Origin of the sequence: [Mycobacterium] fortunisiensis (assembly GCF_019050325.1) — a bacterium.
Lineage (GTDB): Bacteria > Actinomycetota > Actinomycetes > Mycobacteriales > Mycobacteriaceae > Mycobacterium > Mycobacterium fortunisiensis.
In genome coordinates this window covers 21,978-44,432 of record NZ_VOMB01000011.1, presented here as the reverse complement: position 1 = coordinate 44,432, position 22,455 = coordinate 21,978, and the positions used below count along the sequence as shown (strand labels likewise).

At 68.3% G+C, this 22,455-nt stretch carries 19 protein-coding genes; 7 read left to right on the top strand and 12 right to left on the bottom strand.

What is annotated here, in order from left to right; translation table 11 throughout:
* Positions 1 to 72: 72 nt before the first annotated feature.
* On the bottom strand, positions 73 to 366 hold the full coding sequence (locus tag FR943_RS26350; RefSeq protein WP_217156009.1) for a DUF3017 domain-containing protein: 294 nt from the start codon (positions 364 to 366) through the stop codon (positions 73 to 75).
* Positions 363 to 1,235, bottom strand: coding sequence for a bifunctional methylenetetrahydrofolate dehydrogenase/methenyltetrahydrofolate cyclohydrolase (locus FR943_RS08525; RefSeq protein ID WP_217156008.1), 873 nt, complete (start codon positions 1,233 to 1,235; stop codon positions 363 to 365). The genes FR943_RS26350 and FR943_RS08525 overlap by 4 nt, the downstream gene beginning before the upstream one ends.
* Positions 1,236 to 1,273: 38 nt before the next feature.
* Between FR943_RS08525 and FR943_RS08520 the strand changes: the two genes are divergently transcribed.
* Both FR943_RS08520 and FR943_RS08515 read left to right on the top strand, forming a co-directional pair.
* Positions 1,274 to 2,497, top strand: a complete 1,224-nt coding sequence (locus FR943_RS08520) for an NADH:flavin oxidoreductase (protein WP_217156007.1) — start codon at positions 1,274 to 1,276, stop codon at positions 2,495 to 2,497.
* Between the two features lie 7 nt (positions 2,498 to 2,504).
* On the top strand, positions 2,505 to 3,419 hold the full coding sequence (locus FR943_RS08515; protein WP_217156006.1) for a diphosphate--fructose-6-phosphate 1-phosphotransferase: 915 nt from the start codon (positions 2,505 to 2,507) through the stop codon (positions 3,417 to 3,419).
* Here FR943_RS08515 and FR943_RS08510 read toward each other — a convergent pair.
* A complete protein-coding gene (locus tag FR943_RS08510) occupies positions 3,407 to 5,158 on the bottom strand; it encodes a BamB-related PQQ repeat family beta-propellar protein (protein ID WP_217156005.1) in 1,752 nt (583 codons plus the stop codon). The genes FR943_RS08515 and FR943_RS08510 overlap by 13 nt on opposite strands.
* Positions 5,159 to 5,234: 76 nt before the next feature.
* Here FR943_RS08510 and FR943_RS08505 point away from each other — a divergent pair, with 76 nt between their 5' ends.
* Positions 5,235 to 7,862: an FHA domain-containing protein gene (locus tag FR943_RS08505; RefSeq protein WP_217156004.1), complete on the top strand. Its 2,628-nt coding sequence runs from the start codon at positions 5,235 to 5,237 to the stop codon at positions 7,860 to 7,862.
* Positions 7,863 to 7,968: 106 nt separating this feature from the next.
* Here the strand turns inward: FR943_RS08505 and FR943_RS08500 are convergent, their stop codons facing one another.
* Genes FR943_RS08500 through FR943_RS08480 form a run of 5 tightly spaced genes read right to left on the bottom strand, consistent with a single transcriptional unit; the run spans position 7,969 to position 12,937 of the window.
* A complete protein-coding gene (locus tag FR943_RS08500; protein ID WP_217156003.1) occupies positions 7,969 to 8,532 on the bottom strand; it encodes a pentapeptide repeat-containing protein in 564 nt (187 codons plus the stop codon).
* A gap of 3 nt (positions 8,533 to 8,535) precedes the next feature.
* Entirely contained in the window at positions 8,536 to 9,147 is a 612-nt protein-coding gene (locus tag FR943_RS08495) for a GTP-binding protein (RefSeq protein WP_070945979.1), read from the bottom strand.
* Complete coding sequence (locus FR943_RS08490) at positions 9,128 to 9,493, bottom strand: DUF742 domain-containing protein (RefSeq protein WP_217156002.1); 366 nt, start codon at positions 9,491 to 9,493, stop codon at positions 9,128 to 9,130. The genes FR943_RS08495 and FR943_RS08490 overlap by 20 nt, the downstream gene beginning before the upstream one ends.
* A gap of 34 nt (positions 9,494 to 9,527) precedes the next feature.
* Positions 9,528 to 9,935, bottom strand: coding sequence for a roadblock/LC7 domain-containing protein (locus FR943_RS08485; RefSeq protein WP_217156001.1), 408 nt, complete (start codon positions 9,933 to 9,935; stop codon positions 9,528 to 9,530).
* On the bottom strand, positions 9,932 to 12,937 hold the full coding sequence (locus FR943_RS08480) for a sensor histidine kinase (RefSeq protein ID WP_217156000.1): 3,006 nt from the start codon (positions 12,935 to 12,937) through the stop codon (positions 9,932 to 9,934). Before FR943_RS08480 ends, FR943_RS08485 begins: the two co-directional genes overlap by 4 nt.
* Before the next feature lie 329 nt (positions 12,938 to 13,266).
* Here FR943_RS08480 and FR943_RS08475 point away from each other — a divergent pair, with 329 nt between their 5' ends.
* Entirely contained in the window at positions 13,267 to 13,731 is a 465-nt protein-coding gene (locus FR943_RS08475; protein ID WP_217155999.1) for a tRNA (cytidine(34)-2'-O)-methyltransferase, read from the top strand.
* Positions 13,732 to 13,817: 86 nt separating this feature from the next.
* On the opposite strand, the gene FR943_RS08470 is transcribed toward FR943_RS08475, so the two are convergent.
* Positions 13,818 to 14,471: a nitroreductase family protein gene (locus FR943_RS08470; protein WP_217155998.1), complete on the bottom strand. Its 654-nt coding sequence runs from the start codon at positions 14,469 to 14,471 to the stop codon at positions 13,818 to 13,820.
* A 149-nt stretch (positions 14,472 to 14,620) separates the two neighbouring features.
* Positions 14,621 to 15,193 carry an XRE family transcriptional regulator gene (locus FR943_RS08465; protein ID WP_217155997.1) on the bottom strand — a complete coding sequence of 191 codons (573 nt, stop codon included), beginning with the start codon at positions 15,191 to 15,193 and terminating at the stop codon, positions 14,621 to 14,623.
* A 294-nt stretch (positions 15,194 to 15,487) separates the two neighbouring features.
* Between FR943_RS08465 and FR943_RS08460 the strand changes: the two genes are divergently transcribed.
* A complete protein-coding gene (locus FR943_RS08460) occupies positions 15,488 to 16,387 on the top strand; it encodes a hypothetical protein (RefSeq protein ID WP_217155996.1) in 900 nt (299 codons plus the stop codon).
* Positions 16,388 to 16,394: 7 nt separating this feature from the next.
* Here FR943_RS08460 and FR943_RS08455 read toward each other — a convergent pair whose 3' ends face one another.
* Positions 16,395 to 19,679: an error-prone DNA polymerase gene (locus tag FR943_RS08455; RefSeq protein WP_217155995.1), complete on the bottom strand. Its 3,285-nt coding sequence runs from the start codon at positions 19,677 to 19,679 to the stop codon at positions 16,395 to 16,397.
* A gap of 31 nt (positions 19,680 to 19,710) precedes the next feature.
* Positions 19,711 to 20,565 (bottom strand): helix-turn-helix transcriptional regulator, encoded by an 855-nt coding sequence (locus FR943_RS08450; protein ID WP_217155994.1) that lies wholly within the window; start codon positions 20,563 to 20,565, stop codon positions 19,711 to 19,713.
* A gap of 86 nt (positions 20,566 to 20,651) precedes the next feature.
* On the opposite strand from FR943_RS08450, the gene FR943_RS08445 reads away from it, so the two are divergent.
* Entirely contained in the window at positions 20,652 to 21,425 is a 774-nt protein-coding gene (locus tag FR943_RS08445; RefSeq protein WP_217155993.1) for an SDR family NAD(P)-dependent oxidoreductase, read from the top strand.
* An 80-nt stretch (positions 21,426 to 21,505) separates the two neighbouring features.
* Positions 21,506 to 22,438 carry a hypothetical protein gene (locus FR943_RS08440; RefSeq protein WP_217155992.1) on the top strand — a complete coding sequence of 311 codons (933 nt, stop codon included), beginning with the start codon at positions 21,506 to 21,508 and terminating at the stop codon, positions 22,436 to 22,438.
* The last annotated feature ends 17 nt before the right edge of the window (positions 22,439 to 22,455 follow it).

The following is a 22,455-nucleotide window of genomic DNA, read 5'->3' as shown; positions in this document are numbered from 1 at the left end:
AGCCCACACCGGCATCGGCGGCCTCACCCCTATCGAGCGACTACGCGTTCACAACCTGGCCGGGAATTACAGCTAGCTGGTGCCCAGCGGATCGATGGTCCAGGCGATGTAGAGCACCGCGGCACTGACCGTCGCGGTGGTGACGAAGTCGATGGTCCGTGAGCGCACGACGAGAAGCCCGGCCCGGTCATCGGTCAACATCAACCGCAGCGCCGCGGCGGCACCCACGCCGATCCCGATCACCAGCGCGCCACGGCGCCAGTAGCCCGCCACCACCAAGGCGAACGCCGCGACAAAGAACAGCCCGACCAACAGGATCGGCCACTGCCCGGCAACCACCTTGCGGACGAACTCCTTTGCCGTCACGCCAGTTTCGACTCTTCGAGCTCGACGACGTTGGTCAGCAGGAAGGCCCGGGTCAGCGGACCCACGCCACCGGGGTTGGGCGACACGTGCCCGGCCACATCCCAGACGTCGGGCGCGACGTCACCGGTCAGCTTGCCCTCCACGCGGCTCACCCCGACGTCGACGACGGCCGCGCCCGGCTTGACCATGTCGGCGGTCACCATGTGGGGCACGCCGACCGCGGCGATGATGATGTCGGCCTGACGGGTCAGTGCGGGCAGATCGCGGGTGCCGGTGTGGCACAGCGTGACGGTGGCGTTCTCGGAACGACGGGTGAGCAGCAGCCCCATCGGCCGGCCCACGGTGACGCCACGGCCGATCACCACCACGTGAGCCCCGGCGATCGGTACGTCGAACCGGCGCAGCAGGTGCACGATGCCGCGCGGGGTACACGGCAGCGGCGCTTCTTTCCCGAGCACCAGCCGGCCCAAGTTGGTCGGATGCAGACCGTCGGCGTCCTTGGCCGGGTCGATGCGTTCCAGGGCCGAGTTCTCGTCCAGGTGCTTGGGCAGCGGCAGCTGCACGATGTAGCCCGTGCACTCCGGGTTGGCATTGAGCTCGTCGATGGTCTCGTCGAGCTGGGCCTGGGTGATGTCGGCGGGCAGGTCGCGGCGGATCGAGTTGATGCCGACCTTGGCGCAGTCGGCATGCTTGCCGCGCACGTAGGCCTGCGAGCCGGGATCGTCACCGACCAACACGGTCCCGAGCCCGGGCGTGCGGCCCGCGGCGGTGCCGCGAAGACTGCCCTCGGTCAACTTCGCGACGCGCTGCTTGAGGTCGACGAAGATCTCGTCGCGCGTGGCCTTACCGTCCAACACAATCGCACCCACGCATGTCATTGTGTCAGGTCGCATGGCAAGCTCGATCTATGAACACTCAGCCCAATGTGTTCACTGATGTTTTCAGTGAGGCCAAGCTCGGCCCGGTGACGTTGCGGAACCGCATCATCAAGGCCGCGACCTTCGAAGCGTCCACCCCGGATGCGCTGGTCACCGAGGATTTGATCAACTATCACCGGCTGCCGGCGGCCGGCGGCGTCGGCATGACCACCGTCGCTTACTGCGCGGTGGCCCCCGGTGGCCGCACCGACGGCTGGCAGATCTGGATGCGGCCCGAGGCGGTGCCCGGGCTGACCAAGCTCACCGAGACCATCCACGCCGAAGGGGCGGCGATCAGCGCCCAGATCGGCCACGCCGGCCCGGTGGCCAACTCGCGCACCAACAAGGCCCCGGCCCTGGCACCGGTGCGGTTCTTCAACCCGCTGTCGATGCGGTTCGCCAAGAAGGCCACCATCGACGACATCCGGGAGGTGACCGAGGCGCACGCCAACGCCGCGCGGCTGGCCATCGACTCCGGATTCGACGCCGTCGAGGTGCACCTCGGCCACAACTACCTGGCCAGCTCGTTCCTGTCGCCGCTGATCAACCGCCGGACCGATGAGTTCGGCGGCTCCCTGGAGAACCGGGCGAAGGTGGCCCGCGGCGCGGTGCGGGCGGTACGCGACGCGGTCGACAAGCACGGCGACCGCAAGATCGCCGTCATCGCCAAGCTCAACATGAGCGACGGTGTCCGCGGCGGCATCCCGATCGACGAGTCGCTGCAGACCGCCAAGTGGCTCGAGGAGGACGGTGGGCTGGATGCCATCGAGCTCACCGCGGGCAGCTCCCTGGTCAACCCGATGTACCTGTTCCGCGGCGGCGCGCCGGTCAAGGAGTTCGCGGCGAACTTCAAACCCCCGATCAGCTGGGGCATCCGGATGAGCGGCCACAAGTTCTTCCGTGAATACCCCTACCACGAGGCGTATCTGATGCGCGACGCCGAGAAATTCCGCGCCGAGCTGACGATGCCGATCATCCTGCTGGGCGGTATCACCAACCGCGAGACGATGGACCGGGCGATGGCCGCGGGCTTCGATTTCGTCGCGATGGGCCGCGCGCTGCTGGCCGAACCGGACCTGCTCAACCGGATCAAGGCCGAAGACGTCAAGGGTTCGGTCAAATCTCTGTGCACGCACTGCAACAGCTGCATGCCGACGATTTACAGCCACACGCACTGCGTGGTGACGGGAGCTCCGGACTCACTCGTGAGCTAATTGGGGCATGGTCGGCAACCACCCCAGCGACACCATGGTCACCTACCGCTACGTGCGGGTGGGCCTGGTGGCGCTGGTGGTGTTCCTGCTCTGCTCGCTGGCGCTGACCTGGGCGGACACCTGCCCGCAGGGGTCCATCAGCGCGTTCTTCTATACCCGCACCCATTCGGTGTTCCTGGCCGCACTCTGCGCGATCGGCATCTGCCTGATCGCCTACAAGGGCAGCCGGATCGGCGAGGACGCGCTGCTGAACTTCGCCGGGTTCATGGCGTTCATCGTGGCGCTGGTGCCCACCGGCCCCGGCGACCTGTGCCGGCCGTGGCTGCCGACCGTCGCCGACCCGTTCGGTGCCGTCGCCAACAACATCGCCGCGTTGTTCGTGGCCGTCGCCGCCGGCACCGGCATGTACCTGGGGCTGCAGCGGTGGCGCCGCCCGCAGCAACCGCCGGTGGCCTCGGCACCGTCGTGCGCGCAGGCCGCCACGCTGTGGAAGACCATCGCCACCGCGTTGCTGAGCGTCGAAAAGTGGTTTCCCGCAGCACTGTTGGTCATCGCCATTGCCGGGGCACCGATGATGCTGTGGGGCTGGTTCGCCGACCACGCACACGTCATCGCCGCGGTGGCGATGTTCCTGGCGATCACCCTGGTCGCGGTCTACCACGCGTGCTACGCCCGGGCCGCGGTGCGGGCCCGCCTGGCCCGGTTCTACGCCACCATCGCCGCCCTCATGCTGGCGGCCATCGTGGCCGGCCTGGTGCTGCTCGCCGTCGGCTGGGACTTCGGCGTGATCACCGTCGAACTCGCCCTGACCGTGCTGTTCGCGGTGTTCTGGGCCGTGCAGACCGCCGACGTCTGGGACGCTCAGGATCGCTATCCCGAGGAGTCCGTGCCCACCCTGGCCGACCCGCGTCAGCCGGTGTAGCCGTCGATCAGCAGCGTCTTGTCGTCACGGCGCAGCACCAACGCTGCGCCCGGCGCCGGGACGAAACCCTCGACCGATTCGACGGGCAACGCAGCGGTCTGGGCGCAGGTGTTCGCGTCGAAGGTGCGCAGCGAGCCGGGGACTGCGGGTCCGCCGTCGTCGGCGAGGACGAACCGGTCACCGAACGACAGGTAGGCCAGCCCACTGCCCTGACCGAGCAACCGGGTCTGCGTACCCCGAACATCCTGCGGGCCAACACATCTCTGCTTACCGTCCGCGCCGTACACCATGAGCTGCCGGCCCCCGTCACGACCGGAGAACACGAAATCGTCCGACGGCCCCACTGACGGTTCGGCGGCACCACGCTCAGGCAACGGCGTCACGGTGCGATCGGCGACGTTGACATAGGAAATCCCACGCGGGGCCCCGGCCCCGGCGAACTGCACGAAGACACCCACCGCATTGGCCGGCGTCGCGACCGCACCCGCATCGGGCCCACCGCTGAACAACTGGCTGTCCCAGACGGTTTCACCGGTCGCCGGATCCAGCGCGAGCACCCGGATGGCGACCCGCTGCTCGGCCGGGCACTGCAGCACCGACACCAGCCGGGACCGGGTGTCCACCGCGCGCGGCGGAAAATCACACTCCGGGTGCGGGGCCGGCACCGTCCACATCGGCTGACCGGTGCGGGTGTCGAAGCGCGACCACACCCGGCCGTCGCGGTACACCACGAACGGCGCGTCCAGGTTGTAGCCGGGCGCCTGCGACAACGCGTACATCATCGACTCGTCGGCATTGGTCCACAGTTGCTCGCCGGTGACGGCGTCGAGACCCACCAGCCCCTTGTCCAGCAGGGCCAGCACGGTGGCCCCGTCGTCGAACACCCGCATGCCGTTGACCGCCACGCTGCCCGGCCCGGTCCGGGCGAAGTGCCAGCGCTCGGCTCCGTCGGCGCCGTACGCGGTGATCCGGTGGTCCCCGTAGACCACGAATCCGGCACCGGCAGCGGCGATCTCACGAGTGGGCTCGAACCGGTCGCCCTCGAACGCGTCGGGCACCGACACCGTGAACGTGCGCTGCCCGATCCCGCCGGGCAGCGCCGGGACGTCGGTAGCTGCCGCCGTCGTCGCATCAAGGTAGCGCCCGTCGTCACCGGCGCGCCACGCGCCCACCGTCACCACCGCGGCAACCACCACCGCGATCGCTGCACCGATCCCCAGCAACTTCGCCGCGGCACGGTCCAGCCGGCCGAAGGCCCGCGCGGCCAACAACGTCAGCACCGCACCGCCCAGGCACAACCACCACGACGCCAGCCCGGCCGGCAGTGCCGCGGTGACCGGCGCGGTGTCCATCGCCGTGCGGTAGAACGCCGGAATGCCCTGGCTGAGATAGGCGATGACCAGCACTGCCGCCACCGCCGCCGTCCCCGCCGGAGTCGCGACCAGATCACGACCGGTACGGCCACGCCACACGCTGTAGAGCAGCGCCGCGATCACCACCACCGCGATCACCACGACGACCAGCGCCATCCGGTTCGGCAGCGCGTCACCCCAGCGGTGCAGGCTGATCACATACCAGGCACCCTCACCCCAGCTGCGGGGCGCCACCAACCGGGCCCACACCGCCAACAGCGCAGCCCACACCAGCAACACCACTGCCGCCCCGGCCAGCACGACGCCGACCGGCCGGAGCACGCCGAGCACCCGGCCGACCATCTTCTGCGCCCTCTCAGAACCCATGTGAGCCATCGTCACACGCCGCGACACCCCCGCAACGGCCGAGCCCCGGTGAGAAGTACCGATAGAGTTGAGCGCGATGAGCCCTGCGCTGACCGTTCGTTACGACGGATCGACCCGTACCTTCGCCCCGGGCAACGATGTCGTCATCGGCCGAGATCTTCGGGCCGACGTCCGCATCGCCCACCCCTTGATCTCGCGTGCCCACCTGGTGTTGCGCTTCGACCAGGGTCGATGGGTGGCCATCGACAACGGCAGCCTCAACGGCATGTACGCCAACGGCCGCCGGGTGCCCTCGATCGACATCCACGACGGTCAGGTCGTCAACATCGGCAACCCCGACGGTCCACAGTTGACCTTCGAGGTCGGCCGGCACGAAGGTGCCGTAGGCCGCACCCCGACCGCGGCGGTCCCGATCGGCAACCGGCCCAGCACCAGCTGGCCCACCCAGGCCCCGACTGCCGGGCGGCCGCCCTATGGCCAACCGCCGGCCCCGCAGCGTCCCGGCTACTCGTCCGGACCTCAACCGCGCTACCCGACCGCCCCCGCCGGCTACCCCAGCGGCCCGCAGCGCGGCTACCCGAGCGGACCACAGCCGCATCAGTCCCAACCGGTGCGCACCCCGGCCCCGACCCCCGCTCCGGCCTCATCGTCGCAGGCACCCACCACGATGGGCCCGGCTGCCGCGCGCGGCAGCAGCGAGGCCGGCGGCAACATCGCCACCAGCATGCTCAAGATCCTGCGGCCCGGGCGCCCCGCCCCGGCGCCGGCGGGTGCGGTGAAGATCGGCCGCGAGACCGACAACGACATCGTCATCCCCGACGTGCTGGCCTCGCGGCATCACGCCACGTTGATCCCGATGACCGGCGGCACCGCGATCCGCGACGAGCGCAGCATCAACGGCACGTTCGTCAACGGCACCCGGGTGGATTCGGCTGTCCTGCACGACGGTGACGTGGTCACCATCGGCAACGTCGACCTGGTGTTCTCCGGTGGCACCCTGGTGCGCCGCAGCGAGACCGAGGCCGACACCCGCACCGGCGGGCTCGAAGTGCGTGCGCTGACGTGGACCATCGAAGGCAACAAGACGCTGCTGGAGAACATCTCGCTCGACGCCCGGCCGGGCATGCTGACCGCCGTGATCGGCCCCTCGGGTGCGGGCAAGTCGACGTTCGCCCGACAGGTCGCCGGCCTGACCCATCCGACCAGCGGCACGGTCACCTTCGAGGGCCACGACGTGCACGCCGAGTATGCCTCGCTGCGGTCCCGGATCGGCATGGTGCCGCAGGACGACGTCGTACACGGTCAGCTCACCGTCCGACAGGCCCTCATGTACGCCGCCGAGCTGCGGCTCCCGCCCGACACCACCAAGGCCGACCGCGAACAGGTCGTCATGCAGGTGCTCGAAGAGCTCGAGATGACCAAGCACCTCGACACCCGCGTCGACAAGCTCTCGGGTGGCCAGCGCAAGCGCGCCTCGGTGGCGCTGGAGCTGCTGACCGGGCCGTCGCTGCTGATCCTGGACGAGCCGACCTCGGGCCTGGACCCGGCGTTGGACCGCCAGGTGATGACCATGCTGCGCCAGCTCGCCGACGCCGGCCGCGTGGTGCTGGTGATCACGCACTCACTGACCTACCTCGACGTGTGCGATCAGGTGCTGCTGCTGGCACCGGGCGGGAAGACCGCGTTCTGCGGGCCGCCCGACCAGATCGGCGAGGAGCTCGGCACCACCAACTGGGCCGACATCTTCAGCTCCGTCGCGGGCGACCCGGAAGGTGCCAAGCAGCGCTACCTCGCCAAGCACGGCCCGCCGCCGCCGAAGCCGCCCGCGGAGAAACCGGAAAGCCTCGGCGAACCGACCCACACCAGCCTGTTCCGTCAGCTCTCCACGATCGCCCGCCGGCAGGTCCGGCTGATCGTGTCCGACCGCGGCTACACCGCGTTCCTGCTGATGCTGCCGTTCATCATGGGTGTGCTGTCGTTGTCGGTACCCGGTGACGTCGGGTTCGGTCTGCCGGTACCGGCCATCCAGGGCGGCGAGGCACCCAACGAACCGGGCCAGATCCTGGTGATGCTCAATGTGGGCGCGATCTTCATGGGCACCGCACTGACCATCCGGGCCCTGATCGGCGAACAGGCGATCTTCCGCCGCGAGCAGGCTGTCGGCCTGTCGACGACGGCCTACCTGATGGCCAAGATCGCGGTGTTCGCGGTGTTCGCGGTGCTCCAGTCGGCCATCGTCACGGTGATCACGATCCTCGGCAAGGGCTGGGGACCGGGCGCGGCGGACAGCGGCGCCTTCATCAGCGGCCGCAACCTGGAGTTGTTCATCGACATCTCGATGACCTGTGTGGCCTCGGCTATGGTCGGCCTGGCGCTCTCGGCACTGGCCCGCTCGGCCGAGCAGATCATGCCGCTGCTGGTGGTGACCGTGATGAGCCAGTTGGTGTTCTCCGGCGGCATGATCCCGGTGACCGACCGCATCGTGCTGGATCAGCTGTCCTGGATCACGCCGGCCCGCTGGGGTTTCGCGGCCTCGGCATCGACCATCGACCTGACCCGCCTGGTGCCGCCACCGTTGCTGCCTGCCGACTCGCACTGGAAGCACACGCCGTCGGTGTGGCTGATCAACATCGGCATCCTGCTACTGCTCTGCATCGTCTACACCGGCTTCGTCCGCTGGCGGATTCGGCTGAAGGCCGCCTGATTTCCCGGCCGTTGTCACGCTAGCGTGACGCTCGCCGTCGACAGCCACGCCAGCGTGACAAGCGGCCGGACCCGCCCGCCCGACGAGCCGGCCCGACGAGCAATCCCTACCCGCCGTGGACGTCGAGACCGTGGGCGGCGGCATAGGCCAACGCCTGGGCGATGTCGACCTTGGCGCCACGCACCTTCGCGGTGGTCCAGAAGGTGGGGTCGACGCGGGCACCGCGCAGATCGGCCTCGTCGAGCTTGGCGCCCTGCACCCGTGCGCCGGTCAGATCCGCCTGCCGCAGCACCGCTTTGCGCAGATCGGCGCCCACCAGGCTGACCTCACGCAGCCGGCAGTCCGACAGGTCGACGCTGCGCAGATCGCAGCCGCCCAGCACCGCCAGGGTCAGATCCGATTCCACGATTTTGATCGGCCGCAGCCGGCACTCGGTGAAGGTCGATCCCAGCAGGCTGCAGTTGATGAACGTGCTGTGCCACAGCGTGGCCCGGCGAAAGGTGCAATTGCGGAACGCCGAACCGGAATGATGTGACTCGGACAGGTCCACCCCGCTGAAATCACATTCGGTGAACACCACCCGTTCGGTACGCGACCTGCTCAGGTCCTCGTCACGGAAATCTTCGCCGACGAACTCGCGATCCGTCCAAGCGGTTTCGTCCGCGGCCACGCCTCAGCCCGGCAACGCGCTCATCGTGGTCAGCGAGTACTCGGTGACGGCGATCAACGCGGCCTTGGCCGAATTGCGGTCGCGGGCATCGACGGCGACCACCGGGATGTGCTCGGGCAGCGCCAGCGCCTTGCGCACCGCCTGGGTGGGATGCTTTGGCGCGTCGTCGAACTCGTTCACCGCGACGATGAACGGCAACTTGCGGGCCTCGAAGAAGTCCACCGCGGCGAAGCTGTCCTGCAGGCGACGCACGTCGACCAGGATGATCGCGCCGATGGCGCCGCGCACCAGGTCGTCCCACATGAACCAGAACCGTCGCTGCCCGGGGGTACCGAACAGGTACAGCACCAGATCCTCGTCCAGGGTGATGCGGCCGAAGTCCATCGCCACCGTGGTGGTGCGTTTGTCCGGTGTGCCGTCCAGCGCGTCGACGCCCTCGGAAACGTTGGTGACCAACGCTTCTGTGCGCAACGGCATGATCTCGGAGACCGCGCCCACGAAGGTGGTCTTCCCTGCGCCGAACCCGCCAGAGATGACGATCTTCGTCGAGGCCGCCCCACGCCTGGGGGCGCCGCCGGCGGAGGCCGAGCGGGGTTCAGAGTGCTCGTAGGCCACGCAGGGTCCTTCCAATCAATTCGCGGCGTTCGTCAAAGCTAGCCGAATCATCAAGGGTGGCTTGCACCCGGAGATAACCCTGCGTCACCAAGTCCCCGATCAGCACGCGCGCCACGCCGAGCGGGAGAGATAAATGTGCGGCAATCTCGGCAACGGATGGGCTGCCGGTGCACAACTCTACGATCTGCGCCCGCACATCGCCGCCAGACCAGCGAGGTTCGCGCGGCGTGTCGAGTTTCTGCACCGGCGCCTCCAGCGGAAGGTGCACACGCGAATCGGTGCGGCCGGCCGTCAATGTGTACGGCCGCACCAGACTGGGTTGATCGGTGGAATCCGGTTGGTCCACAAGCACCTCGCGTTGGGCAGAAGGGAGCGGGGACTCAGGACGGTTGCGGTGTCCGGCGCGAGGACTGCACCACCGCACCGACCCGTTCGACCAGGATGGCCATCTCGTAACCGACCTGCCCGATGTCGCACGACGGGGTGGTCAGCGTGGCCAGGTTGGAGCCGTCGCCCACCCGCATCAGCAGCAGGTAGCCGTTCTCCATCTCGACCACCGACTGCATCACGTGGCCGCCGTTGAACAGCTGGGAGGCACCGGTGGCCAGGCTTGCCAGACCGGAGGCGACCGCGGCGAGCTGGTCGGCCCGCTCGATCGGCATGTGTTCGCTGGCGGCCATCAGGAGTCCGTCGGCCGAGACCAATACGGCATGGGACACCCCGGATACTTCGCGGGCGAACTTGGAAACCAGCCAGTCCAGGGAGTCGCGCTGGGTCGGACGGGTCATTCGGTATCGGTTCCTCTGGTCTCTCGGGCATGCGATCGCCCGGCGTGCACGCCTCCGAAGAGGTTGCTGGTGCTCGCTCGGACAGCCTCAGGATCACGCGGTGTGAACGCCGCGAGATTGCCGCTGTCAGGTTCGCCTGCCGATGCTACCGCCTCGAAGCTGTCGTCGTTACGGTGCAGGCCACCGTTGCGGTGACGGCCGTTGCTCTCGCCGGCGGCGGAGGCCGCCACTACAGCTGCAATGCCACCCGGCACCAGCCGGGCGCCCGGTGTACGCATCGGCAGGCCCTCGTCGGTGCGCTGCTCAACCGGCGCATCCTGCGCCGCCGCGGCCACCGACCAGCCCTTCTCCCACACCGTCTTCCAGTCCAGGTCCGCGCTGCGCACATGGGTGGTCGGATCGATCTCGAACTCCGAGACCATGGACTGATAGATCGAGTCGCCCTCGGCGTCGGCGCTTTCGGCCTGCGGCGCGGCGACGGACTCGGCGGGTGCGTCGGATGCGTGGTCGGCTTCATGGGCCGCACCGTTCACACCGCCGTGGTCAGCGGCGCCATTGAGCGCGCCGTTGAGTGCGCCGTTCAGACCGCTGTGGCCGTTGACCCCGTTCACGCCGTTGACCGTGTTACCGGCGACCTGCCCCCGCGACGCGAAGAACGACGAGGTGTTGGTGGGCGAGGGGCGGGTGGGCTCTGCCTCTGGCTCGGCCTCCGCTTCGGCCTCCGCAGCGGCGGCATCGGCCGCTGCCGCTGCGGCTTGGCCCTTCGCCGCGGCCGCGCTCTCCTCGGTGTGCACCGGCCACTGCTGCGGCCACTCACCGACCGACTCCTCCGCCGGTTCCTCGGCAGGCTCGGGTGTCGGCTCGGGTTGCGGTGCCAGGGTGCCCGGCAGCTCCGAGATGCCGCTGGCCCCCGGGTTGCGCTGCGGCAACAGGTCGAACCCGAGGTCGGCACCATTGCGGTGCGGCTCGGCGGGCTCGGATCCGAACCCTGCGGTGTCGGCGGGATCAGTGTCCAGTGACAGCGCGGTGGAGATCCCGGCGTGGGCATCCACCGGCATGCCATAGGGAAGGTCATCGGCCGGTGCCGCGGGCTCGAATCCGTCCCGTGCCAGCAGCGCGGCCGGGACGTACACCCCCGCGGTGGTACCCGAGCTCGGCTCTTCGGCGATGGTGCTGCGCAGCCGGACCACCAGACCGTGTTGGGTGGCCAGTCGCCCGACCACGAACAGGCCCATGTGCCGCGCGGTGTAGGGATTGACCTCACCGCCGGACTGCAGACGGGTGTTGGCGACCCGCAGGTCGGCCTCGGTCATGCCCAGGCCGACGTCACTGACCTCGATCACCAGGGCGCCCTTGGCCGCGTGCACGGCCGACACCCGCACCTGCGAGATCGGCGGTGAGTACCGCAGCGCATTGTCGAGCAGTTCGGCCAGCAGGTGGATCAGGTCACCGGCCACCGCGCCGGTGACCTCGGCGTCGGCCACGGACGCGGTGACGACGCGGGTGTAGTCCTCCACCTCGGAGGCGGCCGCGTTGATGACGGTGGCCAGCGGTACCGGTCGGCTGTGCTCACGCGCCAGCTTGGATCCGGACAGCACCAACAGGTTGGCGCCGTTCCGCCGCATCCGGGCGGCCAGGTGGTCGAGCCGGAACAGGCTCTCCAGGCGCTCCGGGTCGTCCTCGTTGCGCTCCAGCTGATCGATGAGCGAGAGCTGCTGGTCGACCAGAGAGCGGCTGCGGCGCGACAGCGTCTCGAACATGTCGGCGACCTGCAACTGCAGTTGCGCCTGCTCGCCGGCAAGGAACACCGCCTGCTCGTGCAACTCGTCCACGGCGTGGGCGACCTGACCGACCTCTTCGGTCGTGTGCACGGGAAGCGGGGTCACCGGCACGAGTTCACCGCCGGCGCGGACCCGTTCGATTTCCTTGGCCAGGTCCTGGTGGGCCACCTTGAGGGCGCTGTCCCGCAGGGTGCGCAGCGGGCGCACCAACGAGCGGGCGACCAGCAACACGATGACCATGGCGCTGATGATCGCCGTGGCCACCAGGATGGCGTCCCGGATCGCATCGTTGCGGGCATCGTTGGCCTGTGCATCCACCGCGGCCGGGATCGCCGTGGTGGTGTCCTCGATGATTCGCCCGGCGATCTTGTCGGTCGCCTCCAGCGACGCCAGCAGCTCGGGGTTGCCGACGAGCGGGACGCCGGGGTTGGACATCATCGCCATGCGCTTGACCATCTCGGCGCGCAGGGTCGCGGCCTCTTCAGAACCGCCGCCGAGCACCTTCGTCAGCGCGGCCACGGTCGACGGTTCGGTACCGGCCATCGTGATCATCGATGTCCGCAGCAGCGGCTCGGGCTCGCTGCCGCCGGCGTTGACCATCATCCGCTGAATGGCCACCTGCCCACGGGCTCCGACCGCCCGGGCCAACGCCTCGACCTTGGCCTGGACCGCCTGCTGATTGCTGTGCACCGAGCCAGTGATGGCGGCTTCCCCGGTCAGCAGCAGCGGACCGTAGTCGATGATGCGCTGGCGCAGATCGATCGAACCCGACATCACCGCGTCGATCAGCTCCTGGCCCTTGCCCAGCAGGGTGCCGACGGCCTGATCGACGTCTTCGAGCACGTCGGTGGATTCTGCTCGCTGCTGCAGATCGGTTTTGCGCGAGTTGAAGGTGGACATCGCGGCCTGACCGTCGCCACCCTCGGTGGCTGCGGTGAGAACGCCCTCCATGGCGGCCATGTAGTTGTCGATGACCGGGATCAGTTCGGCACGATCGGCGGCCAACCGTAAGTCCCCGGCGGCGCCGGCACTGGCATAGATGCGCAGGCCACCGAATGTCAGGGCCAGGATCAATGGCACGACGACGATGGCGAGGACTTTCCGGCTGACCGGCCAATTGGCCGGTGACCAGCGCGATGGGCGCTTGGCCGGAGCCGATGGGGTCGGGGAGAATTCGACGAGGGTGCCGTCAGCCTGTTTCAGCTGCGTAAAGGCAGTCATCGGCGCCCAACCGCACTACCGGCTGGGTGGCCGCATTTCACTCGTGGGGCGTGATTCATAAGACTTCCTGCTATTTCCGCCCACGCTGGGGCGGGCGTCAAACGCCTTGGCAATTGCACGAGTATGACAGCAGCCATCGAGCGTTTCCACAATTCTTACAGAACAGACAGAGTTCGTGACCGGGCCGTAGCGCAGTTGTGTGGTAATCGAGCAAACCGCGACGTGCTTGCCGAAACGGGAGTGTTTCTCGGCGTCGATCCGCGAGCGGTTTCCGCCTGCGCGGGCATCCCGAGTGGCCCGCGGGCCGACGTTCGTACGATCATCGTCGAATGTTCCGGGTGATGTTCTTCTCTCCCCGCATCGCACCCAACACCGGCAATGCGATCCGGATGGTGGCCGGTACCGGGTGCGAACTGCACCTGGTGGAACCACTGGGCTTCGACCTGTCCGAACCCAAACTGCGCCGAGCCGGCCTGGACTACCACGACCTGGCATCGGTCACCGTGCATGCCGATCTGGACGCGGCCTGGCGCGCGGTACTGCCGGCCCGGGTCTACGCGTTCACCGCCCACGGGGCGACCTCCTACACCGACGTCTCCTATCAACCCGGCGATGTCCTGCTGTTCGGCCCGGAGCCCACCGGGTTGGATGCCCAGACCCTGGCCGATCCCCACGTCACCGCGCAGGTCCGGATCCCGATGCTCGACGGGCGACGGTCGCTGAATCTGTCCAACGCGGCCGCGGTCGCGGCCTACGAGGCCTGGCGTCAGCACGGGTTCGCCGGCGCCGTCTAGTTACGCCGCGGGCGTGGGCCGGCCAGCGGCCACGCGGAGAATCTCACAGAGAGTTCATACTCCGGCTTCACACTTTGGACGCCGGCTCACCAGCTGTCCCAGTGCGAGAACTGCTCGGCCGGAAGACGCTTGGCCTTCTTGAAATCGGTACCCACGGTGTAGGCGATCGGGAACAGGCCCGCCTGGGAGTACTGATCGAACGGAATCCCCAGCACCGCGGCAGCCTGCTTCTCGCCGTCACCGAGCAGGTGCAGCGTCGTCCAGGCCGACCCCAGGCCACGCGAGCGCAGCGCCAGCATGAAACTCCACACCGCGGGCAGCAGGGAACCCCAGAACGATGCGGCCAGACCCGCCGGCGCGCCGTCCACGCGTCCCTCGAGGCACGGGATCAACAGCACCGGGGCCTTCTCGAAATTGTCCGTGAGATACCTTGCGGAACTCCGCACGGCGTCCTGTTGCCGGTCACGGATGTCACCGCGCTCGGGCGCGGGCAGGTCCAGGTACGGGTTGGCGTTGGCCCGGTAGATGTCGGCCAGCGCCTTCTTCTTTGCCGGGTCCTCGATGAAAACCCATTGCCAGCCTTGGGCATTCGAACCGGTGGGGGCCTGTAGAGCCAGGTCCAGACACTCCATGAGCACCTCGCGGGGCACCGGCTTCTCGAAGTCGAGGCGTTTGCGCACCGAGCGGGTGGTGGTGAGGAGTTCGTCAACGGTCAAGTTCAGCGTCGAATCGGCGGTCATGGCGCGAGACTACCCCCGCCCGCCGACCGCCGGGTGAACTCACCGGCAGTTTGCTGCGGTCAAGCCAAACCTCGTGCGCCGCAGCACAATCCAGCTAACGAATGAATGTTGCGTGCCGCCGCCGACACCGACGGCGGCACCCGCGCCGATCAGCCGGCGTTTTCGGTCACCAACACTGGGTCCCAGCCGCTGACCTGCGACTCGTCGGAGGACTCCTCCTCGGCCGGGGTCGGGACGGCGTGGATACCGTGATCGTCGCCGGGCAACCCGCCGAGCGCAGCGATGGTGTCGCGGATCTTGGCGGCTTCGGTGTCGGTCGGAGTTGCGCCGGCCTCAAGCTCGTCCAGCAGGCCGGCCCGCAGACCCGCGCCGTTGGCCACCTCGTGTGCCGACAGCTTGGCGTGCACACGGGTGACGTAGATCTGCTGCCCCAGAGAGGAACCCGGAGCCGCGGCGGCATGGGCCATCAAAGAGTCATACCGCTGACGGACCCCGCTGAGCGCCACGATGACCGCGGGCGACGGCCGGTCGCTGCCGGCTGCATCAGTCAGTGCGGCCCGCAGCTTGCGCAGACCGGACAGCACGACGTCGGCGCGCTTGTGGAACTTCTTGTCTTCGGGGAAGGGCAGGGCGTCGATCGCGGCCGAGTACATGTGCATCGCCGCTTCCGACAGACTGACGATGACCGCCGAATCACCTTCCAGTGTGGCTTTTTGTCCCACGGGGCCTCAATTCTGCAGCGAGCGGATCAATAGACGCCGATGACACTAGCGGTTTGACCGCGCCCCGTCATCGCTAGGGGCACTTGAAGAATCGTGAAAAACAGGGTATGCGGATTGCGATAGCTTCCAGCCGGTCACACCCGCTGGTGAAGGTGGCCCTACGCTGAACGCCGGTACGGTGGCAGGCTTGGCCGACGGGAGGTCGACATGGCCGGACTAACTGAATCGACAAGGGCCGCTGAGCCTTCAGGATCCTCCGGGCATCCATCTTCAGGGCACCCGCCGAACAACCACGTGCTGACCGACACGACCGAGCCGATTCCGGTGGCCGGAAACGACCGCAAGCCGGCCGCCAGGGTGACGCCGGCCGACGCCAGGGCCGGGATCGGTTGGCTGGTGTGCGGCGGCGTGGGCAGCCTGGTCATCGGTGGATACCTGCTGTTCGGCCCCGGCGCGGCCGGCACCAAGGCCGAGTGGTTCTTCGGCGGTGTGGTCTTCGTCGTCGTGATGGTGACGATGTGGCTGACCCTGACCATCCAGCGCCAGGCCCGCTACGACATCGCCCAAGCCGACGAACGGCTGCGCCGCGAGCTGGCCGCCGCCGACGAGCGCTCGGCGCTCGAGCTCGCGTTGACGCAGAAGTGGCATCGGGCCGAGCTCGAATCTCAGCAGAAGCTGCATCATGCCGAGCTGGTGGCGCAACAGGCACTGGCCCGGATCGAACGCAACAACCTGCTCGAACAGCTGCAGAAGCAGGCGATGATCGAGGTGTCACGGGCGGTGGGTGCGCACACCCGGATGCTGGCCACCCTGTGGACCGAAGCGGCGACGCAACTGCGCAACCCTGATCGCGATGAGCGGGAGACCGCGATGAACGCGATCTTCGAGCAGATCAGCCAGGTGGTGAACGACGTTTCGGTCGAGCTGGACAACGCCCACCTGCTCAGCCAGGACGATCGTCTGCAAGAGGCGCTGAACCGAGTCAATGACGCAGTGCTGATGGCGATTCAGGTTGCCGAAGAGCTGCATGTCGACGTGGTCGAGGGGCACACCCCGGATTCCAACCCCATTCCCGCCGTCCAGCGGCTGCTGCACGAGCGGGCCACCGCGGCCCGGCGGCTGGCCTGGTCGCTGCTGCGAACCGGACTGGAGGACACGACGTCCGGCAGCGCGACGTTCGACAGGGAGGGCTGAGTTCGGCTCAGCGGAAGTCGCGGGACCGGGAGCCGACCCGCAGGTCGAGCGGGCCCATCCGGTCGGCGATCACGGTGACCGCGCCGGTGGCGTTCTGCACGATGCCGCGCACCACCAGTGCCGGTGCCGTCTGCGCCAGCTTGCGGTAGCGCGCCCACACCCCGGGCGCGCACAACACATTGACCATTCCGGTCTCGTCTTCCAGATTCATGAACGTCACCCCCTGCGCGGTCGCCGGACGCTGCCGGTGAGTGACCGCACCGGCTATCAGGATTCGGGTTCCGTCGACGACGCCCAGCAACTTGTCGGCCGGGATCACCCCCAGCGCGTCGAGGTCGGCACGCAGGTACTGGGTGGGGTAGCTGTCCGGCGAGACACCGGTGGCCCACACGTCGGCGGCCGACAGCTCGAGTGCACTCATCCCGGGCAGCGCCGGAACGTGCGAGGAGGACCCCACCCCGGGCAACCGGTCCGGTCGCTGGGTGGCCGCCGCACCGGCCGCCCACAGCGCCTCGCGCCGGCTGACCCCGAAACAGCCCAGCGCACCGGCGGTGGCCAGCGCCTCGGTCTGCGGTACCGACAGCTGCACCCGATTGGTCAGGTCGATCAGGGTGGTGAACGGCCCGTTGGCATTTCGTTCGTCGACCAGGCGCTGGGCCAGCTCGTCACCGATGTGGCGGACACTGCCCAGCCCCAACCGCACATCCAGGCCGCGGTTCTCACAGGTGGCGTATGCCAGGCTGGCGTTGACATCCGGGCCGTGCACCGTCACCCCGTGCCGGCGTGCATCGGCGACCAAGGACTGCGGTGAGTAGAACCCCATCGGCTGGGCCCGTAGCAGGGCCGCACAGAACGCCGCCGGATGGTGCAGTTTGAACCACGACGAATAGAACACCAACGACGCGAAGCTCAGCGAATGACTTTCCGGGAAGCCGAAATTGGCGAAGGCTTCCAACTTCTCGTAGATCCGCTCGGCCACCTCGCCGGTGATGCCGTGCAGCTCGGCCATCCCTTCGTAGAACCGGCTGCGCAGCCGTCGCATCTTCTCGGTGGACCGTTTGGAGCCCATCGCCCGGCGCAACTGATCGGCTTCGGCGGGGGTGAAACCCGCACAGTCGACCGCCAATTGCATGAGCTGCTCCTGGAACAACGGGATACCCAAGGTTTTCCGCAGTGCCGACTCCATCGACGGATGGTCGTAGGTGACAGGTTCCAACCCGTTGCGTCGCTTGATGTAGGGGTGCACCGAACCGCCCTGGATCGGGCCGGGCCGGATCAGCGCCACCTCGACCACCAGGTCGTAGAACTCCCGCGGTTTGAGCCGGGGCAGGGTGGCCATCTGCGCTCGGGACTCCACCTGGAACACCCCGACCGAGTCGGCCTTCTGCAACATCGCGTAGACCGCCGGTTCGGACAGGTCGAGCTTGGCCAGGTCGACGGCGATGCCCTTGTGCTCGGCCAGCAGGTCGATGGCGTAGTGCAGCGCCGAGAGCATGCCCAGACCGAGCAGGTCGAACTTCACCAAACCAATTGCTGCGCAGTCATCTTTGTCCCACTGCAGCACACTGCGGTCGGCCATCCTAGCCCACTCCACCGGGCACACGTCGGCGATCGGACGATCACAGATCACCATGCCGCCGGAGTGGATGCCGAGGTGACGCGGCAGGTTGGCGATCTGGGTGGCCAGTTCGATCACCGGCTGCGGGATGTCTTCGGCTTCCGGAGAGTCCGGACGGCCGTTCCACCGGCTCAGCTGCTTGCTCCAGGCATCCTGCTGCCCCTGGGAGAACCCCAGCGCCCGGGCCATGTCGCGGACCGCGCTGCGTCCGCGGTAGGTGATGACGTTGGCCACCTGGGCGGCATAATCCCGGCCGTAACGCGCGTACACGTATTGAATGACCTTCTCGCGCAAGTCGGATTCGATGTCGATGTCGATGTCGGGTGGCCCGTCTCTGGCCGGAGACAGGAACCGTTCGAACAGCAACTCGTTGGCGATCGGGTCGACGTTGGTGATCTTGAGCGCATAGCAGACCGCCGAGTTGGCGGCCGACCCCCTGCCCTGACACAGGATGTCGTTGTCGGCGCAGAACTTCGTGATGTCGTGCACCACCAGGAAATAGCCGGGAAACTTCAGCTGCTCGATGATCCGCAGCTCGTGCTCGATCTGTGCGTAGGCTCGGCCGGCCCGCCCCGGCGACCCGTACCGCTCGGCCGCCCCCGCCATCACCAACTCACGCAGCCAGCTGTCCTCGGTGTGCCCGGCCGGCACGTCGAACGGTGGCAACTGCGGAGCGATGAGCGCCAAACCGAAGGCACACTGTTCACCGAGATCTGCTGCGGCCTCGGCGATCTCGGTACCGAACCGACGGGCCATCTCCGCCCCCGAGCGCAGATGCGACCCGCCCAACGGGGCCAGCCAGCCCGCCGCGGTGTCCAGCGAGTTGCGGGCCCGGATCGCGGCTATCGCCATGGCCAGCCGACCTCGATCGGGTGCGGCGAAATGTGCACCGGTGGTGGCCACCACGTTGAGCCCGAACCGCGGGGCCAGCCCGGCCAGGACGGCATTGCGCTCGTCGTCGCAGGGATGCCCGTGATGGGAGAGCTCGATACTGACCCGGTCCGCCCCGAACCGATCCACCAGATCGGCCAGCGCGACAGCGGCAGCCTCCGGACCACCACGGTAAAGCGCCTGGCGGACATGACCTTTACGACATCCGGTGAGGATCTGCCAGTGCCCGCCCGCAGCTTCGGCGAGGGTGTCGAAATCGTAGCGGGGCTTACCTTTCTCTCCACCGGCCAGGTGCGCCCTGGAGATCTCCCGGGACAACCGCCGGTATCCCTCCGGCCCCCGGGCCAGCACCAGCAGATGCGGCCCGGGTGGATCGGGCTCCTCGGTGCGGGGGACGTTGGCCAACGACAACTCGGCGCCGAACACTGTGGCCACGTCCAATTCCCTGGCCGCCTCGGCGAACCGGACCACACCGTAGAGGCCGTCGTGGTCGGTCAGCGCGATGGCCCGCAGGTTCAGCCGGGCCGCCTCCTCGACCAACTCCTCCGGTGTGCTCGCGCCGTCGAGAAAGCTGTACGCCGAATGCGCGTGCAGTTCGGCATAACGTATCGCGGTACCGGATCGATCGAGTTCGGGCGGCTCATAAGCCCCGCGCTTGCGGGACCAGGCCGGGCCGTCCCCGCCGTCGCCGTCGGGTTCCAGCGGCAGACCGGAGCGGCGCGGCTTGCCCGTAAGGACCCGCTCCATCTCCGACCAGCTCGGAGGCCCGTTGTGCCAACCCACCCCGCCAGTGTATCGAACAGTTGTTCGATGGCTAGCTGGGTGCGCCCAAGTGCTGCGTGCCGACCACCGCCAGCAGTCGCATGGCCTCCTCGGCGGGCGAACCCGGCTCCGGTGTGTAGATGACGACGCGCTGATCCCGGTCGGCGATGTCGAGCACATCGCAGGCCACCGAGACCGGGCCCACCACCGGATGCGCGAATGTCTTGCACAGGGTGGGCCGTGCGACCACTTCGCGGGCCTCCCACAGCTGCGCGAATTCTTCACTGCCGCTGAGTAATTCAGCTATCAGCTCAACTGTCTCCGGATCGTCGGGGTAGCGCGCCGCGGCGGTCCGCAACTGCTGGGCACAGGTGCGGGCGAATTCGTCGGAGTCGGACACCCCGTACAACCGTCGCCCGTCCGGTGGCCGCGGTCCCAGGAACGCGCGACGCACCAGATTGCGGTCTCGGCGCGACAGCGCCGAGAAATCTTCCATCAGCGCGCAGGCCAGATCGTTCCAGGCCAGCACTTCATACGTCGCCGAAATCACGATCGCCGCAGCCTGCGGTAATCGCCGCAACAGATCCAGGAGGCTCTGTCGGACCACGCGCGGCGGCCCGGTCGGCCCCTGCCGTTCGACACCCGCCAGCACGTACAGATGGGTGCGCTCGGCATCGGACAACCGCAGCGCCCGGGCCAGGCCCTCCAGCACCTCGCCCGACGGATGCGGCGCCCGGGCCTGCTCCAACCGGGTGTAGTACTCGGTCGAGATGTAGGCCAGGTGGGCCACCTCGTCACGGCGCAGTCCGGGAGTACGCCGACGTGGCCCCGCCGGCAGACCCACATCCGCGGGCCTGATCCGCTCCCGCCGGCTGCGCAGGAACACCCCGAGTTCTCGCTTGTCCACGACCCCGATTCTCCGGTTCCGCGCGGCGATAGCCAGGTATCGCCGCTACCTGGATCCGAACTCCGCAACCGCACACGATCGCTGTCATGACCGAAATCAGCACCGGCCTGCTTGCCGGCAAGATCGCCTTCATCACCGGAGCGGGCCGCGGTATCGGCGCCGCCGCGGCCCGACTGTTCGCCCGGGAGGGCGCCACGGTGCTGCTGGCCGCCCGCACCGAGCACGAGCTCAAGACGGTCACCCAGCAGATCCGGACGGCCGGCGGCACCGCCGACTACGTGGTCTGCGATCTGGCCGACGGCGACAGTGTGCGCGCCGCGGTGGCGCGCACGGTCGAACTCTGGGGACGCCTTGACATCGCCTTCAACAACGGCGCCACGATCCAGCCGCCGGGGCCGCTCGACGAGGCGACCGAAGCCGACTTCGACCAGGTCTACGCGGTCAACCTCAAGGGGGTGTGGCAGTCGCTGGCCGCCGAGGTCGCCGCGATCCGGGCGACTGCGAAAACCGGTGCCGTCGTCAACACTTCCAGCATCGGCAGCCTGCACAGCAATCCCGAGCTGCCGGTCTACGGCGCGATGAAACGGGCCGTCAACAGCCTCACCGAATCAGCGGCGGCCACCTACGGCCCCGAGGGGATCCGGGTCAACGGGATCGCCCCGGGCACCACGCTCACCGAGATGATCCAGGCCTGGGAATCGGCGAGTCCCGGCGTCATCAACAGCCTGGTGGCCGACTGCCCACTACGCCGCGCCGCGCGACCCGAAGAGATCGCCGAGGCCGCGGCCTGGCTGCTCAGCGACCGGGCGTCCTACGTCACGGGGGTGACGCTGCGCGTCGATGGCGGCACCTGGGTGTGAGGCGATCCTTTCGCGCTGCGGCAATCACCACCGGAACCCTACGATGCTCTGGGCTGGGGAACGGCGATGAGAGGACGGCGATGGCGGCAACGAGGTACCTCGGTTACGTCGGCGGTGTGGCAGTGGCGGTCGGCGTCGGCGCGACGATCGCCGTGGCCGGCCAGCCCGCCGCCCATGCCGACTCCGGTGACGGCGCCGCCAAGGACTCGGCCCGCACGTCACAGCACGTCAAGGCCGGGCCCAAGCGCGCGGAGACCAAACGGGCCAAGCCGCTCGCGAAATCCAAACCCGCACTCGACAAGCAGGCCGGCAAGTCCGCGAACGCGGTGGCCAAGGCGGTGACCGCCACGCCCAAGCACAAGCCGAGCGCCGAGGAGTTCGAGGCCGAGCAGGTCACCAAGCTCAAGAATCTGTTCGCACCGAAGCGGACGACAGTGCCCGAGCCCAAGCCAGAAACTGAGCCAGCGCCCAAGAGCGCCGCCTCGCCGAAGCTGAGCGCGGTGCAGACACGGTCCGACACCGTCGACGCCCAGACCGAGACGCCGGCCGAGACCCCGTGGAATCCCAATCCATTCCGTGCCGACGACCCGGACCCGACGGACTTCCCGGACGCGATCATGAGCCTGCGGCAGGCGCTGCTCACCGCTTCGCCGGACGAGCTCGATCCGTTCGTCCGGGAAGCTACCGAGCAGATCTACCGGGGCAGCCAGATCGTGCCGTGGGTCAACGCCGTGATCCCGATCGGCAAGATCATCGAAGATCTGGCCCCGGCCATGGGCGACACCCCCGACGCGCGAGCTGCCCGCCAGATCATCATCAACGAGTTGATCAAGACCACCCCGCCGGGCTCGTTCCTGTACTACGGCTATGACATTGCCGCCGATCTGCTCAACCTCGAAGTGCCGGGCCAGGCGCTCAAGGAACAGGCCGTGACGACGGTGTGGGACCTGCTCGACCCGTTCGAGCTCGCGCACAACTTGGGCGAGTCCGGCATCGGCAACGCGGCAGGCTGATCGGCTGTCGCGGCGGC